The organism is uncultured Salinibacterium sp. (assembly GCF_963974405.1).
Taxonomy (GTDB): Bacteria; Actinomycetota; Actinomycetes; order Actinomycetales; family Microbacteriaceae; genus Rhodoglobus.
In genome coordinates, this window is sequence record NZ_CAXBBH010000001.1 from 1,620,459 (window position 1) to 1,635,817 (window position 15,359).

Below are 15,359 nucleotides of genomic sequence, written 5' to 3' on the forward strand. Positions count from 1 at the left end.
CAGGGTTCGAGCCGACCTCCCTGGTCGGAGCTAGCTACGTTCTAGTGTTCATCCGTGGAATCCGCACTCGTCCAGAACTGACCTGGGTCGATTAGCGACGCCGGCACTTGTGCCGCTGCATCCGAATCAACAAAGAACAAGGTCTTTCGGCGACCTTCAAGCCCTGCTGCGGGAACTTCGTTGTAGCTCGCACCCGCGAGCGTCAGACCGAGAGCAGAAGCCTTATCCGCGCCCGCGACAACCGCCCAAATTCGCACAGAAGAGTTGATGACGGGGAGAGTAAGGCTGACGCGCTCATCGGGGGGCTTGGGGGAGTTGCGAACCGCAATGACTGTACGATCGAGCTCCCTGATCCCTTCGCGTTCGGGGAAAAGCGACGCGACATGGCCATCAGGGCCGACCCCGAGGAAAACGATGTCGAAGTTCGGGTACTTACCCGTGCGCGCTGAGTGGGCCCTGAGGTCGTTTGCGTAGGCTTGAGCCGCATCGTCAAGCGAGAGACCGGAATCCGAGGCTGCGACTGCGTGCACTCGCGAAGCGGTTACGGGAATATGGTCGAGCAACGCCTTTCGCGCCTGAAAGTCGTTTCGTTCAGGATCACCGGCGGGTAGCCAACGCTCGTCGCCCCACCAAAAGTTCACCCGAGACCAGTCAACCGCGTCGCGCTGTGGTGACTCATTAATTGCTTCGAGAACAGCCTGTCCCATTGTTCCACCCGTCAAGACGACAGTGGCCTCATCGAACTCCGCAATTATCTGCGGCACCTTAGAAAGAAAACGCGCAGCAACTGCGTGCGCCAATTCAGCTTTGTTGGGATGAACTATTGCTCGACGTTCGTTACTCATCAGATTTCTGCCTTCACGTATTTCTCGATCTCAACGCCAGTGATTTCGCTCACTCCGCGACGTACGACGTTCCCAAAGAGCGTGTCAGGGTCGAGCCTACGCAGCTCCTCAGAGAGACAATCGCGAAGGTTTCTCCGGGGGAGTGAGATGTCGTGCACCGGCTGATCCGGCTGTGTCAAGGTCGCGACCGCCGCAACGTTGCGCTCTAACGTGATCGTTCCCGATGCCCGCTCGAGGGTTACAGCATGGATTCCGGTGGGAACGGGCGAGCCTTCCGCGACGTGGAGTGCCACCTCGACCTTGAGCTGCATCTGCAACCATGCCGCAAGAAGCATCGTGGACGCCGAGTCGGCGGCGCCGCTGACGGTAACGGCGGTGATCGGTTCGAACGGAGGCTGATCGAGCACCGCAGCGAGTTGAGCGCGCCAGAGAGTCAGACGCGTCCACGCGAAGTCTGTATCGCCAGGCACATATGTTTTGCACATCCGATGCATCGCATCGAGGGGCGAGGTGCTAGCCGCGGCATCGGTTATCCTTCGTTGCGCGATTCGACCTAACGGCGACTCTGAAGCACTGGTTGGCCCCTCACCCGGCCACCATGCGACAACGGGAGCATCCGGAAGAAGAAGTCCAGTAACGAGGCTCTCTTGGTCAAGAGCAGCATCACCGTGCGCTGTTACGACGATTACCTCACTGGCACCGGCATCTCCGCCGACACGAATTTGTGCATCGACCCGTGCTTCCTCGTCGGCTGACGGTGTCGTTGCGCTGGTCGAGACGACCAATACACGCATCGGGTGCTCTCGAGATGCGTCATTTGCTGCTTCAATTGCCTCTTCTTCGTTTCCGAATTCGGTAGCAATAATCAGCGTAAGCACTCGCCCGAGAGCAACAGCACCACCATCTTCTCGAATTCGGACGAGGGTTTTCGAGATTTTGGCGGTTGTCGTGTTCGGTAAATCAACGATCATGGTCGTCTCCAGACTCGGCCGTCGCGCTCCATGAGGTCATCGGCAGATTTCGGGCCCCACGTTCCGGGACGATATTGCTCCGGCGCACCCTGCGACGCCCAGAACTCTTCAATGGGGTCAAGAATTTTCCAACTGAGCTCGACCTCTTCATGTCGAGGGAACAGAGGTGGGTCTCCGAGGAGCACATCGAGAATGAGCCGCTCGTACGCTTCAGGGCTCGCCTCCGTAAACGCATGGCCATAGCCGAAGTCCATGGTGACGTCGCGAACGTGCATTTCTGCTCCAGGAACTTTGGAACCAAATCGAATTGTGACTCCCTCATCCGGTTGAACGCGAATAACGAGGGCGTTTTGTCCGAGCGCTGACGTGCGACTCTCTTCGAACAGATACTGGGGCGCTCGCTTGAAGACAACCGCAATTTCAGTCACACGGCGACCGAGGCGCTTGCCCGCGCGGAGGTAGAAGGGCACACCAGACCAGCGTCTAGTACCGATGTCCAGCCGAATCGCAGCGTAGGTTTCAGTGGTCGAGTCGGGGTTCATGCCATCTTCGTCAAGGAACCCCGTTACTTTTTCGCCCCCTTGCCAACCGCCGGCATACTGTCCGCGAGCAGTGTGTTCGCCAAGGTTCTCGGGCAGACGAACAGCTGAGAGCACTTTCTCTTTCTCCGCGCGCAGGTCAGCAGCATCGAACGAAACTGGTTCTTCCATCGCAGTGAGTGCAAGGAGCTGAAGAAGATGATTCTGGATGACGTCGCGCGCTGCACCGATCCCGTCGTAGTAGCCTGCACGGCCCCCTACTCCGATGTCTTCCGCCATTGTGATCTGCACATGGTCTACGTGATTCGAGTTCCAGAGGGGCTCGTATAGCTGGTTCGCGAACCGCAACGCGAGAATGTTCTGGACCGTCTCTTTACCGAGGTAGTGGTCAATTCGGAACACACTATCCGGAGGAAACACAGACTCAACCACATCATTGAGTTCGCGAGCGGTTCGGAGGTCGCTACCGAATGGCTTCTCAATGACGACACGACTCCACCGGCCGTCGCGCTGCTCAGCGAGTCCTGAATTTCGGAGTTGTTCCGTTACTTGAGGAAAGGACTTCGGAGGGATCGAGAGATAGAAGGCATGGTTTCCCATGGTTCCCCGTTCACGATCCAGCTCTGCAAGAGTGGTCTTGAGTCGCTCGAATGCAGCCGCATCGTCAAATTCTCCTTGGACGAAGCGAATTCCTTGAGCGAGTTGCTTCCAGACATCCTCATCGAAGGCGGTACGAGCGTGCTGCTTCACCGCATCATGAACAACTTTTTCGAAGTCCTGGTCTTCCCAGTCTCGGCGAGCAAAACCTACAAGCGCGAAGCCAGGAGGAAGCAGCCCCCGGTTGGCGAGGTCGTAGACCGCCGGCATCAACTTCTTGCGCGACAGATCTCCAGTTACGCCAAAAATGACCAAAGCGCTCGGACCCGCAATGCGATTGAGCCTGCGGTCTGAAGCTAACCGCAAGGGGTTAAATTCAGCACTGATGTCAACGGGGGACATACTTCTCCTCTGTAGGCTGCGCCCTCGAGCGGCAGCTATCCGATCGCGTCGAGAACGAGCGGCAACGAAACCTGGGGGTTTGAAACCGTAAGGCTCAAAACCGGGCGGCCGTGACCCGCGAGAACGCTAGCATCGCCAGCGGCCTGTGCGCGGATGAGTTCGCCGAACGTGAACGGACGGTCCGGGATCTGCAGATCTCTGTCCTCAACAACGATGATTTGCAAGAACACCCCGACAGCGGGGCCACCCTTGTGGAACTGCCCGGTGGAGTGGAGGAATCGAGGGCCCCAACCGAAAGTAACGGGGCGTTTCGCCCTCGCTGCCGCGCGTTCCCGCATTTCCGCGAGCTCTGGGTACGCTGTGCGATCTGCGTAGGCCTGAATGGCGACATAGCCGTCATCGTCCAAGTAAGACAGCAATGACGACACGACGCTTGCGAGATCGTTGCTGTTGGTAACTACGCCTTCGGTGCCACGAACTTCGACATCCCCAGCCGTGAAAGCTGGTGCCTCTGGAGGCGTCGGGTTGTCGATCAGTTCACGCGCTGCCACCTTCGCAGCTTCAACATCCGGCTGGTCGAAAGGATTGATGCCGAGGAGGCGGCCGGCAACAACCGTCGCATACTCCCACAACAACAGTTGCCCACCGAGCGATCCGGCTATTTCAATTTCACCTTCGACGACTTCTTTCGTGTCGTCCCAGTCGCCGACGAGCCGGACAATCTGCAGGTCTTCGAGTCCCTCGCCGATCTCAGGCGATCCAGGTTGGAGTACGACCGGCAGTATCCCTGTGCCGAGCTTTCCTGTCGACTCAGCAATGAGCTGTTCTGCCCAGTCTCCGAACCCGAGGATGTGGGTGCCATCCGAGACGATGCCCAATTTGTCTTTACGAGGATCAGCTCCGGCGATTGCAGCGCCCAGGACGAGACCGGGGTTGCTCTCGTTATCAACCGCAAGCTCAACCATCACTGCTTCAGCCTCATCGAGAAGTTCGGCGAGATCCACACCGGCCAACCCTGAGGGCACTAGTCCGAAAGCAGTGAGCGCTGAGTATCGCCCGCCAACATTGGGGTCAGCGTTGAATACGCGGTATCCCGCAGCCCGGGCCGCAACATCAAGAGGTGATCCTGGGTCAGTCACGATGACAATACGTTCGCGGGGATCAATTCCTGCGTCGGTGAAGAACTTCTCATAAATGCGCTTCTGCGAGTCGGTCTCAAGCGTAGAACCTGACTTCGACGAAATGACCACAGCGGTAGAGGTCAGACGGTCTGCGAGAGCCGCCTGAACTTGCGCAGGATCCGTCGAGTCGAGAACGGTGAGTTCAACACCATAGGTGCGAGTGATGACCTCGGGCGCAAGCGACGAGCCGCCCATGCCGCCGAGAACAAAGTGGTTGATGCCATCCGCACGCAGCTTGTCGCGCAACGCGTAGATGTCATCGATCATCGGGCGGCCGACAGAGACTGCTTCGACCCAGCCGAGGCGCTTCGCAGACTCATCTTCAGCGTCGGGCCCCCACAGAGTGGCATCTCCGCCAGTGATACGACTCGCAACAAGATCATTGACGAGCTGCGGAACAATCCGGTTCACTGCCTCCGCAGCTGCCCCGGATACTGCGAGCTTGACACTCATTTTGCAGCCTCAAGGGCGGCAGAAACAGTGTCAAGAAGTTCGTTCCACGAAACAATGAACTTTTCAACGCCCTCCTTCTCGAGAAGAGCGGTTACTTCATCGTACGAAATTCCGAGCGCAGTGAGCGCGTCAAGCGTGATATTCGCTGCGTCATAGTTCGATGTCACCTGCTGGCCTTCGATCACGCCGTGGTCGAACGTTGCTTCCAGAGTCTTCTCCGGCATCGTGTTGACGGTATCGCCAACCGCAAGTTCGGTCACGTACAGAGTGTCGGGAAGGCTCGGGTCTTTAACACCGGTGGATGCCCACAGCGGACGCTGCTTGTTCGCGCCAGCAGCGATAAGCGTCTGAGCGCGCTCCGTTGCGAAAGCACTCTCGAACACCTGATACGCGAGACGGGCGTTAGCAACGCCAGCCTTGCTCTTGAGCGCCTTGGCTTCATCCGTTCCGAGCGCGTCGAGACGCTTGTCGATTTCCGTATCAACTCGGGAGACGAAGAAGGAAGCCACTGAGTGGATCTTAGAGAGATCGTGGCCGGCCGCATGAGCTTTCTCAAGCCCGGTGAGATAGGCCTCGATGACCTCCCGGTGACGTGCCAAGCTGAAAATCAGCGTGACGTTCACGCTGATACCTGCGGCGATCGTCTCGGTGATTGCCTCAAGTCCTTCAACTGTTGCGGGGATCTTGATCATCGCGTTCTCGCGAGCGACCTTTGCCCAGAGTTGCTGTGCCTGAGCGATGGTTCCTGCAGCATCGTGCGCAAGTCCAGGCTCAACCTCGATCGAAACCCGACCGTCACGCCCAGATGTTGCGTCGTATACGGGACGGAAGATGTCGCTGGCGGCAGCTACGTCATCCGTAGTGATCTCGAACACGGCATCAGTAACAGTGGTGCCCTGAGCGGCAAGAGCGGCGACCTGCTCGTCATAGGCTTCGCCCTTGGCTAGAGCCGTCGCGAAGATCGTCGGGTTAGTCGTGACACCGACGACATTGCGTGACGCCATCAGTTCCTGCAGACCGCCGGAATTGATGCGTTCTCGAGAGAGGTCATCGAGCCAAATGCTTACTCCAAGGTTGGAGAGCTCGGCGGTGGGGGTTTGGTTCGTCATAATTATCTCCTTGACTGGGGGCGCCTAAACGGCATCCAGTGAATCGCGTGCGGCGGCCACAACGGCCTCGGTGGTGATGCCAAACTCACGGAAGAGCGTCTTGTAGTCGGCAGAGGCCCCGAAGTGGTCGATCGAGATGCTACGGCCTGCGTCGCCTACATACTCGCGCCATCCCGTGGAAACCCCGGCCTCTACAGACACACGTGCACGCACAGTAGAAGGCAAAACGGACTCGCGATATTCCGCAGACTGCTCCACGAACCACTCAAGGCTCGGTGCGGAAACAACGCGAGCGTTGATTCCGTCAGCTTTCAGCACCTCGCGTGCTTCGACGGCGAGTTGAACTTCAGAACCCGTAGCGATCAGGATGACCTCGGGCGTCCCGTTCGGAGCCTCAGCGAGCACGTAGGCGCCACGAGAAACGTTCGACGCGGCAGCAAAGGTCTCGCCGCTTGCATCTCCTTCGCCACGCTCAAATACGGGAATGTTCTGACGCGTCAGCGCGATACCTGCGGGGCCGTTCCGGCGCTCGAGGATCGTCTTCCAAGCCCATGCCGTCTCATTGGCATCTGCAGGACGCACAACGTCCATGCCGGGGATCATACGGAGGCTAGCGAGTTGCTCGATGGGCTGGTGAGTCGGCCCATCTTCGCCCAACGCGACTGAATCGTGTGTCCACACAAAGATCGACGGCACCGCCATAAGTGCTGCAAGCCGAACTGCGGGACGCATGTAGTCGCTGAAGATCAGGAACGTTCCACCGAATGCACGAGTGTTTCCGTGCAGCACGATTCCGTTGATGATGGCGCCCATCGCGTGCTCGCGAATGCCGAAATGAAGGACACGGCCATACTCGTCACCGCTCCACTCGTCAGTCGAGTGTTCTGCGGGGATGAACGACTTTCCGCCTGCGATCGTTGTCAGGTTCGATTCTGCGAGATCAGCTGAACCACCCCACAACTCGGGCATGACGGCACCGATCGCGCCAAGAACCTTGCCACTAGCGGCACGAGTCGAGATGTCTTTACCTGCTTCGAACTGGGGGAGTGCGTCATCGATGCCCTCCGGTAGCGCGCCGGAAAGAACCCGGTCGAGCAGCTGATTGCGTTCAGGATTCGCCGCAGCCCACTTGTCGAAGCTCTCGGTCCATTCGGCACGTTGCTGCTTGCCACGCTCCACAGCCAGTCGAGTGTGCGCAATTACGTCGTCATCCACGACGAAGCTCTGCTCTGGGTCGAGCCCCATCGCGACCTTCGTCGCAGCAAGTTCGTCCGCGCCCAACGCTGATCCGTGAATCTTGCCGGTGTTCTGTTTGTTGGGAGCGGGCCAACCGATGATGGTACGAAGAATGATGAGCGAAGGCTTGTCGGTCGCGGCCTTAGCTTCATCTATCGCAGCGTTGAGAGCTTCGACGTCTTCAACGTATTCGCCGGTCTTCTTCCAGTCGACCACTTGTACGTGCCAGTTGTATGCCTCGTAGCGCTTCTGCACGTCTTCAGTGAAGGCGATGTTCGTGTCGTCTTCGATTGAAATCTGGTTGCTGTCGTAGATCGCAATCAGGTTTCCGAGTTGCTGGTGACCCGCAAGCGACGATGCTTCTGCCGAGACACCTTCTTGTAGATCTCCATCGCCAGCGATGACATAGACAAAGTGGTCGAATGGGCTAGTGCCTGCCTCTGCTTCGGGATCGAAGAGGCCACGCTCGTAACGAGCTGCGTACGCAAAACCGACTGACGAGGCGATGCCTTGGCCGAGTGGGCCCGTGGTGATCTCGACACCCTTAGTGTGCCCGAACTCTGGGTGTCCAGGAGTGAGCGAGCCCCACGTGCGCAGGGCCTTGAGGTCGTCCAGCTCGAGACCATAACCGCCCAGGTACAACTGAACATATTGCGTAAGCGAGCTGTGGCCGACAGAGAGGATGAATCGGTCGCGACCAATCCACTGGTCATCGCTAGGATCACGCCGCATCACCTTCTGAAAGAGCAAATACGCTGCAGGCGCCAGGCTCATAGCGGTACCGGGATGACCGTTACCTACCTTCTCAACAGCATCAGCCGCCAGAATTCGAGCGGTGTCTACCGCTTTATTGTCGATGTGATCCCATTGAAAAGCTGCCATGAGATTAATGACCCTTCTGCAAGCGAAGTGCCCGACCGAGAACGATCAAGGCACGTGAACGACCCGCCACGCGACATCTTTGGCTCCGTCGGTATTTTCTCGCGGCCCAAGAGTTGATAGCGAGTAGTCCACCGACAGGCGGGCACCCCAAGTATAGGGAACCAAGCAACCGCTCGCTGCCGTGCGACGAACGCGGTCAACACAATTTGTTATGCGGATTACAATCATTGGTATGGATGTCACGTTAGAAGCCCCCACTCAACAGGAGCGCATTGGCATCCTTCGTAAGATTCGCGCCTACGTAGCTCTCACGAAACCGCGAGTCATCGAGTTGCTCCTCGTGACCACGGTTCCGGTCATGGTTCTCGCAGCGAACGGCATCCCGAACCTGTGGCTAGTGCTCGCCACTCTGGTTGGCGGCATCCTGAGTGCATCGTCGGCCAACGCCTTCAATTGTTACATCGACCGCGACATTGACCGCGTGATGGATCGCACCCAAAAGCGCCCACTCGTTACGGGTGAACTGAGTGATCGAGAAGCGTTATCGTTCGCGTGGATCAGCGGAGTTGGCTCCGTCGTGTGGCTTGGATTACTCACGAACTGGCTTGCTGCGGCTCTGTCGCTTTTCGCCATCCTGTTTTACGTCTTCGTGTACACGCTTCTTTTGAAGCGCCGCACGCCGCAGAATATTATTTGGGGCGGCATTGCTGGTTGTATGCCCGTGCTGATCGGTTGGGCGGCTGTCACCGGTGATTTGTCGTGGTCTGCATTCATCCTGTTCGCAGTGGTCTTCCTGTGGACTCCTCCGCACTACTGGCCGTTATCCATGAAGTACCGCGCCGACTACCAGTCAGTCGGGGTTCCGATGCTTGCCGTGGTTCGGGGCCGGGCCGCAGTCGGTCTCCAAGTCATTCTCTACGCGTGGGCAACCGTCGTTTGCTCTCTGCTCTTGGTTCCGGTGGCGGGGATGGGCGTGCTCTACACTCTTGTCGCGTTGCTGAGCGGCGCTTGGTTCATCATCGAGTCACATCGTCTCTACAACACAGCAATTCGGCATGGCGAAGTAAAGGCGATGCGTGTCTTCCATAGCTCAATTAGCTACCTCACGCTGGTTTTCCTCGCGGTTGGTATTGACCCACTGCTTCCGTTCTAAACGACCTAAGTTTCGGTAGGTCAGATCACTTTCCCTCAGCGTGGGCCATGTGGTCCAGACTCGGGCGCAGCGAAAGCACGACCGCAGTCATCGCTGCAGCTATCGCGCAGGCGATCACCATGTGGCTACCCACGAGAAGGATCGGCAGGCCAGTTCGGGACTGAATGATCCCGATCAACGCTTGAACGATCTCAAGCACGAGCAGGATTATGGCGAAGTCCATGACACGTCGCTGATGAGCGCGGGCGAGCATAATCACGAGCGCGAGAGTCGCGGCAATGAGGGCGTATCCCGGCCAGCTGTGAACGTGTTGCAGAATGCCCGCATCCAGGCCGTTTCTTGCCGAGCCGTCGTCGCCCGCGTGCGGGCCAGCTCCGGTTGTCAGGATTCCCGCAACGATTGTGAGAGCGACAAGAAGACTCGTGACATGCGTCACAATCACGATCGGACGCGAGACCGAGAACTCGGGGCCCCTCAGGCCAGTCCACGCTCGATACACGAGTGCTGCGCTGACGGCCACCAAGATGGCGGAAATTGCGTAGTGAACGCCGACGATGCTCGGATCGAGTTGCACGCGTACCGAAAGGCCCCCGATAAGCCCTTGTAGAACAGTGCCCCCCAAAACCACAAGGGATAGTGCCATCAGGTCGCGTCGTTCACGGCGTATGCGTAGAACCATCAGAACCATAAGAATCGCCACAAATCCCACAACAATGGAAAGGAGACGATTGCCGAATTCGACGGCACCGTGGAGTCCCATCTCTGGAGTAGCGATCAACGACTCATCGGTGCACAGCGGCCACGTTGGGCATCCGAGTCCCGACCCCGTCAATCTCACCGCTCCGCCGGTAGCCACAATAAGGATTTGGATGACGAGCGAAGTGACGACAAAAAATCTCACTCGCGCGTCGACAGACTGCGGTAATCGTGCGATGACGGCGTTCACGGCCGTACCTCCTGTTATTTCGGGCTTCTGCCTGTAGAATGGATCGCGTTCAGGAACACAGCCCATGCCGGGAAGTCAATGATGACAGCGGGGTGATCCCTCGCTTGTCCTGTTTCAGTCTAAGTTCGCCCGAGCAGTGTTGTGACACAGCGCACGTGCACCTCGCGAAATATTCCCGGCAATGTGCTGTGCGAAGGAATGCCAACGCAGCCACCTTGGTTGATAGAGGCAGGAAAAGAGGTACCAATGTCCGACGTGCTGATTGATCGTCCGGAACTCAATGGCTTGGGCCAGTATGAGTTTGGCTGGGCCGACTCCGACGTTGCGGGAGCCTCTGCACGACGGGGCATCAACGAAGAGGTCGTTCGCGACATCTCTACGCTTAAGAACGAACCGGAATCTATGCTCAAGATGCGCCTCAAGGGCCTTGAGCTGTTCGGTCGCAAACCCATGCCGAAGTGGGGAGCGGACCTTTCAGGGATCGACTTCGACAACATCAAATACTTCGTGCGTTCTACCGAGAAGCAGGCCCAGACTTGGGAAGACCTTCCGGCAGACATTCGCGACACCTACGAGAAGTTGGGCATCCCGGAAGCCGAGCGCAACCGCCTCGTCTCCGGTGTTGCTGCGCAGTATGAGTCCGAAGTCGTATTCCACTCGATCAACGCCGAGCTTGAAGCCAAGGGCGTTATCTTCATGGACACCGATACGGCACTGCGCGAGCACCCCGAGTTCTTCGAAGAATACTTCGGAACCGTTATTCCGGCCGGCGATAACAAGTTCGCGGCTCTTAACACGGCCGTCTGGTCGGGCGGCTCGTTCGTCTACGTGCCAAAGGGCGTTCACGTAGAGATTCCACTGCAGGCTTACTTCCGCATCAACACGGAAAACATGGGCCAGTTCGAGCGGACCCTGATCATCGCTGACGAGGGTTCCTACGTTCACTACATCGAGGGTTGCACCGCGCCGATCTACAAGTCGGACTCCCTGCACTCCGCAGTTGTTGAGATCATCGTCAAGAAGGACGCTCGCGTTCGCTACACGACGATCCAAAACTGGTCCAACAACGTCTACAACCTCGTGACCAAGCGAGCAATCGCGCACGAGGGTGCCACCATGGAATGGATCGATGGCAACATCGGGTCCAAGGTCACGATGAAATACCCGTCGATCTATCTGGTAGGGGAGCACGCCAAGGGCGAAACGCTTTCCGTCGCATTCGCTGGCCCCGGCCAGCACCAAGATGCCGGCGCCAAGATGATCCACATGGCGCCGTACACGACGTCATCGATCGTCTCGAAGTCTGTCGCACGTGGTGGAGGTCGCGCTGGCTATCGCGGAGAAGTACGCGTTGATGAGAAGGCCCACCACTCGGCCAACACCGTTCGCTGCGACGCGCTGCTGGTTGACACGATCTCTCGCTCGGATACGTATCCTGCGATCGACATCCGCGTGGATGATGTGCAGCTCGGCCACGAAGCTACGGTTTCGAAGGTCAGCGCTGAGCAGCTCTTCTACCTGCAGTCCCGCGGTATGGAAGAAGATGAAGCTATGGCGATGATCGTCCGCGGCTTCATCGAACCCATCGCGCGCGAACTGCCCATGGAATACGCCTTCGAACTCAATAAGCTCATTGAACTGAGCATGGAAGGATCCGTCGGCTAAATGATGACCGTCGTTACACCAGAACAACACGGATTTAAGGCTCACAGCGACGGCGGATGGGACGCAAGCGAAAAAGGCTTCGTACCCGTCCAGACTCGCTCGGAGCGCCCCAAGTCATTCGCTCACGCTGATTTCGCTCCGGTCAACGGACTGGAAGCGGAGTGGAAGCTCACTCCCGTCAAGCTTGTTAAGCCGCTCATCGACGATGCCCTCGACGGCTCGCCGTACGACATCGCTACTGACGCAGTCGACGGTGCCACTGTCGAGTGGGTTTCACGCGATGATTCTCGCGTCGCTTCCGCTGGCGCGCCCGAAGAGCGTGCTTCCGCAAACGCGTGGAGCAGCTTCGAACGGGCTTTGGCGATTACTCTAACGGGCGAAGAGCACAGCACTGTACGAATCTCGCGATCGACTCTGGGCGCTGCTGCACGCGGTGCGCACACGGTGATCACCGCTCGTCCCCACAGCAACACCACGGTGATCATCGAATCTGCCGGTGAAGCCTTGCTGAGCGAGAACGTCGAAGTCGTGGTTGAAGAGGGCGCAACCCTTAACTTCGTGAGCGTGCAGGACTGGGCGTCTGACTCCATTCACCTGTCGAGCCACTTTGTTCAGGTAGGACGCTCGGCCACTTTGAAGCACACAATCGTGTCGCTCGGAGGCAAAGTCGTTCGCGTGAACCCGTCAGTTCACCTGTCTGGAGAGGGCGCCGACGGCGAACTTTACGGCCTGTACTTCGCTGACGCGGGACAGCACCTCGAGCAGCGAGTGTATCTGCACCACCAGGCTGCCCAGACTCGCGGTCGCGTCAATTACAAGGGCGCGCTTCAGGGTGACGGCGCACGCACTGTGTGGGTCGGTGACGTCTTGATCGGTCGCGACGGTGCTGGCACAGACAGCTACGAGCAGAACCGAAACCTGGTTCTTACCGAGGGCACGCGCGCCGACTCGATCCCGAACCTTGAGATCGAAACCGGAGACATCCAGGGAGCTGGCCACGCTAGTGCCACCGGACGATTCGACGACGAACAGCTCTTCTACCTGCAGGCTCGTGGAATCTCCGAGGCAGAGGCGCGCCGCCTCGTGGTCATCGGTTTCCTCGCAGAGATCGTTCAGAAGGTTGGCGACGAAGACCTCGAAGCGCGACTTACTGTTGCGATCGAGTCTGAGTTGGAAGGAACGCGCTCGTGACCGCTCAGCGCGTCTGCGGCGTCGATGAACTCCAACTCAACAAGGCTTATCGTGTTGAGCTCGATGGCACCGCAATCTGCATCGTCAAGGACTCGGCTGGTGAGGTGCACGCCATTGGCGACACCTGCACCCACGGAGATATCTCCCTAGCCGAAGGCTTCGTTGAAGATGGAGCGATTGAATGCTGGGCTCATGGCTCACTCTTCTCGCTTGACACGGGAAAGCCGCTGAGTCTGCCTGCCTATGAACCTGTACCGGTCTTTGTAGTGAAGATCGACGACGACGGAGGGGTTCATATCGACCCCGAAGACACCGTCGCCATCGAGAGCTAACAGCTCTCCACACGAGACCATTAAGGAAAAAAAACCAATGTCAGTACTGTCAGTCAAAGACCTGCACGTGAGTGTCGAAACCGAGCAGGGGACAAAGCGAATCCTCAACGGTGTAGACCTTGAGATCAAGCAGGGCGAGATCCACGCCATCATGGGCCCCAACGGCTCGGGTAAGTCGACTCTCGCATACACAATCGCTGGTCACCCGAAGTACCACGTCGAGGGAGGCTCGATCACTCTCGATGGTGCTGAAGTTCTCGACATGAGCATCGACGAGCGCGCCCGCGCTGGTCTCTTCTTAGCCATGCAGTACCCGGTAGAGATTCCTGGGGTCAAGGTTGCCGATTTCTTGCGCACCGCAAAAACCGCTCTCGCCGGTGAGGCCCCGGCTCTTCGCCCGTGGATCAAAGAGGTGAACGAGTCGATGAAGGCGCTCCGTATGGATAAGACCTTCTCTGACCGCAACGTAAACGAAGGTTTCTCTGGTGGAGAGAAGAAGCGCCACGAGATTCTCCAGCTCGAGTTGCTCAAGCCGCGCTTCGCTATTCTCGACGAGACCGACTCCGGCCTCGATGTCGACGCACTGAAGATCGTCTCTGAAGGCGTCAACCGTGCGCAGGAGGCGACCGGACTCGGCCTGCTGCTCATCACGCACTACACGCGCATTCTGCGCTACATCAAGCCCGACTTCGTGCACGTGTTCGTTGACGGGCGCGTGGCCGAAGAAGGCGGCCCCGAACTTGCAGATCGCCTTGAGAATGAAGGCTACGATCGATTTTTGACCGACACGAGCGTAGCCTAGGCGTATGTCTACAGTTCTGGCACCGGCCCTCTTTGATCAAGTCGAAGAAGCCCTAAAAGACGTGGTTGACCCTGAACTTGGTGTCAACATTGTTGACTTGGGGCTTATTTATGATCTCAGCTGGGATCCCGAGAATAATGCCCTGATCATCAGCATGACGCTTACTTCCGCTGGTTGCCCGCTCACGGACGTTATTGAAGAGCAGATCGCCCAATCATTAGATAACGTCGTCGAGGCATTCCGCATCAACTGGGTGTGGATGCCGCCATGGGGACCGGAAAAGATCACCGATGACGGTCGTGACATGATGCGCGCACTAGGTTTCTCGATCTAAGAGTCGACTGCAGTTCGCGTTTGACGCCGCAGCACGCTTCTCGATGCGAGAGAGATGATTGCTGCGGCGAGTATAACCTTTAGGGTCGCGCCGACGAGAAACGGGGTCACCCCCGTCTCAAGCAGAAGAGCAATAGTCGCCTCGCGGTGTGTTTCGATCAGCACCCGTCTTAGTCCAAGAACGCCTGCGGTGAACATCACTACGGTGCCAAGCGCTCCCGCAGCGCAAGCGGCCCAGAATGACTTATTCCATCCCCTCTGCGCGAGGGTGCCTACAAGCCAAGCGGCGGGAATGTAGCCGAGGATATAGCCACCACTCGGTCCTAGTAGCACCTCGACGCCACCCTGTGCGCTACTAAAAACGGGCAGGCCGCTCAGTCCCAGGAGCACATAAAGCAGCATCACTAGCGCCGCCCGCGTTGCGCCGAAGCTCAAGCCTATGAGAATCACTGCAAAAGTCTGTCCCGTGATGGGCACCGGATTCAGGGGAACGACGATTTGCGCGACTATTGCGATGAATCCGGCCGCCGCCGCAACGAAAACCACGCTTGCTGCAATGCTTGGGCCAAAGATGAGATCGATGATCGTCGGCATGAACAGTTTCCTCGTGAAACTCACAACGCATCTTCCCCTCACAAAGTCATGCCTGCACTGATCACCCAGCACTAGCAAGTAGACTAGTTGGTTGGTGCCGTCGCCCACTTTCCCCAACCCCCAGATTT

At 58.0% G+C, this 15,359-nt stretch carries 14 protein-coding genes; 6 read left to right on the plus strand and 8 right to left on the minus strand.

Annotated elements, in window-relative coordinates:
- Nucleotides 1-41: 41 nt before the first annotated feature.
- Genes pgl through tkt form a run of 6 tightly spaced genes read right to left on the minus strand, consistent with a single transcriptional unit; the run spans nucleotide 42 to nucleotide 8,215 of the window.
- Nucleotides 42-845: a 6-phosphogluconolactonase gene (gene pgl, locus AACZ26_RS07950; RefSeq protein WP_339620489.1), complete on the minus strand. Its 804-nt coding sequence runs from the start codon at nucleotides 843-845 to the stop codon at nucleotides 42-44.
- Entirely contained in the window at nucleotides 845-1,816 is a 972-nt protein-coding gene (locus tag AACZ26_RS07955; protein ID WP_339620491.1) for a glucose-6-phosphate dehydrogenase assembly protein OpcA, read from the minus strand. The genes pgl and AACZ26_RS07955 overlap by 1 nt, the downstream gene beginning before the upstream one ends.
- The gene (gene zwf / locus AACZ26_RS07960) at nucleotides 1,813-3,354 is read right to left on the minus strand and encodes a glucose-6-phosphate dehydrogenase (RefSeq protein WP_339620493.1); all 1,542 of its coding nucleotides are present in this window, start codon (nucleotides 3,352-3,354) and stop codon (nucleotides 1,813-1,815) included. Before zwf ends, AACZ26_RS07955 begins: the two co-directional genes overlap by 4 nt.
- A gap of 35 nt (nucleotides 3,355-3,389) precedes the next feature.
- Nucleotides 3,390-4,988 carry a glucose-6-phosphate isomerase gene (locus AACZ26_RS07965; protein WP_339620495.1) on the minus strand — a complete coding sequence of 533 codons (1,599 nt, stop codon included), beginning with the start codon at nucleotides 4,986-4,988 and terminating at the stop codon, nucleotides 3,390-3,392.
- Nucleotides 4,985-6,097, minus strand: a complete 1,113-nt coding sequence (tal, locus tag AACZ26_RS07970; protein ID WP_339620497.1) for a transaldolase — start codon at nucleotides 6,095-6,097, stop codon at nucleotides 4,985-4,987. Before tal ends, AACZ26_RS07965 begins: the two co-directional genes overlap by 4 nt.
- A gap of 24 nt (nucleotides 6,098-6,121) precedes the next feature.
- Complete coding sequence (tkt, locus tag AACZ26_RS07975) at nucleotides 6,122-8,215, minus strand: transketolase (RefSeq protein ID WP_339620499.1); 2,094 nt, start codon at nucleotides 8,213-8,215, stop codon at nucleotides 6,122-6,124.
- A gap of 232 nt (nucleotides 8,216-8,447) precedes the next feature.
- Here tkt and AACZ26_RS07980 point away from each other — a divergent pair, with 232 nt between their 5' ends.
- Nucleotides 8,448-9,368, plus strand: coding sequence for a heme o synthase (locus tag AACZ26_RS07980; protein ID WP_339620653.1), 921 nt, complete (start codon nucleotides 8,448-8,450; stop codon nucleotides 9,366-9,368).
- 25 nt (nucleotides 9,369-9,393) lie between these two features.
- Here the strand turns inward: AACZ26_RS07980 and AACZ26_RS07985 are convergent, their stop codons facing one another.
- On the minus strand, nucleotides 9,394-10,314 hold the full coding sequence (locus tag AACZ26_RS07985; protein ID WP_339620501.1) for a COX15/CtaA family protein: 921 nt from the start codon (nucleotides 10,312-10,314) through the stop codon (nucleotides 9,394-9,396).
- A gap of 246 nt (nucleotides 10,315-10,560) precedes the next feature.
- On the opposite strand from AACZ26_RS07985, the gene sufB reads away from it, so the two are divergent.
- From sufB to AACZ26_RS08010, 5 genes are read left to right on the plus strand one after another with little or no spacing between them, the layout of a single operon-like run.
- Nucleotides 10,561-11,979 (plus strand): Fe-S cluster assembly protein SufB, encoded by a 1,419-nt coding sequence (gene sufB, locus AACZ26_RS07990; RefSeq protein ID WP_339620503.1) that lies wholly within the window; start codon nucleotides 10,561-10,563, stop codon nucleotides 11,977-11,979.
- A 3-nt stretch (nucleotides 11,980-11,982) separates the two neighbouring features.
- A complete protein-coding gene (gene sufD / locus AACZ26_RS07995) occupies nucleotides 11,983-13,170 on the plus strand; it encodes a Fe-S cluster assembly protein SufD (protein WP_339620654.1) in 1,188 nt (395 codons plus the stop codon).
- A complete protein-coding gene (locus AACZ26_RS08000; RefSeq protein ID WP_339620505.1) occupies nucleotides 13,167-13,502 on the plus strand; it encodes a non-heme iron oxygenase ferredoxin subunit in 336 nt (111 codons plus the stop codon). The genes sufD and AACZ26_RS08000 overlap by 4 nt, the downstream gene beginning before the upstream one ends.
- A gap of 37 nt (nucleotides 13,503-13,539) precedes the next feature.
- Complete coding sequence (gene sufC / locus AACZ26_RS08005) at nucleotides 13,540-14,304, plus strand: Fe-S cluster assembly ATPase SufC (protein WP_339620507.1); 765 nt, start codon at nucleotides 13,540-13,542, stop codon at nucleotides 14,302-14,304.
- A 4-nt stretch (nucleotides 14,305-14,308) separates the two neighbouring features.
- Nucleotides 14,309-14,638 (plus strand): metal-sulfur cluster assembly factor, encoded by a 330-nt coding sequence (locus tag AACZ26_RS08010; RefSeq protein ID WP_339620509.1) that lies wholly within the window; start codon nucleotides 14,309-14,311, stop codon nucleotides 14,636-14,638.
- Here the strand turns inward: AACZ26_RS08010 and AACZ26_RS08015 are convergent.
- The gene (locus tag AACZ26_RS08015; RefSeq protein ID WP_339620511.1) at nucleotides 14,635-15,255 is read right to left on the minus strand and encodes a biotin transporter BioY; all 621 of its coding nucleotides are present in this window, start codon (nucleotides 15,253-15,255) and stop codon (nucleotides 14,635-14,637) included. The two genes, AACZ26_RS08010 and AACZ26_RS08015, sit on opposite strands and share 4 nt — an antisense overlap.
- Nucleotides 15,256-15,359: the final 104 nt, after the last annotated feature.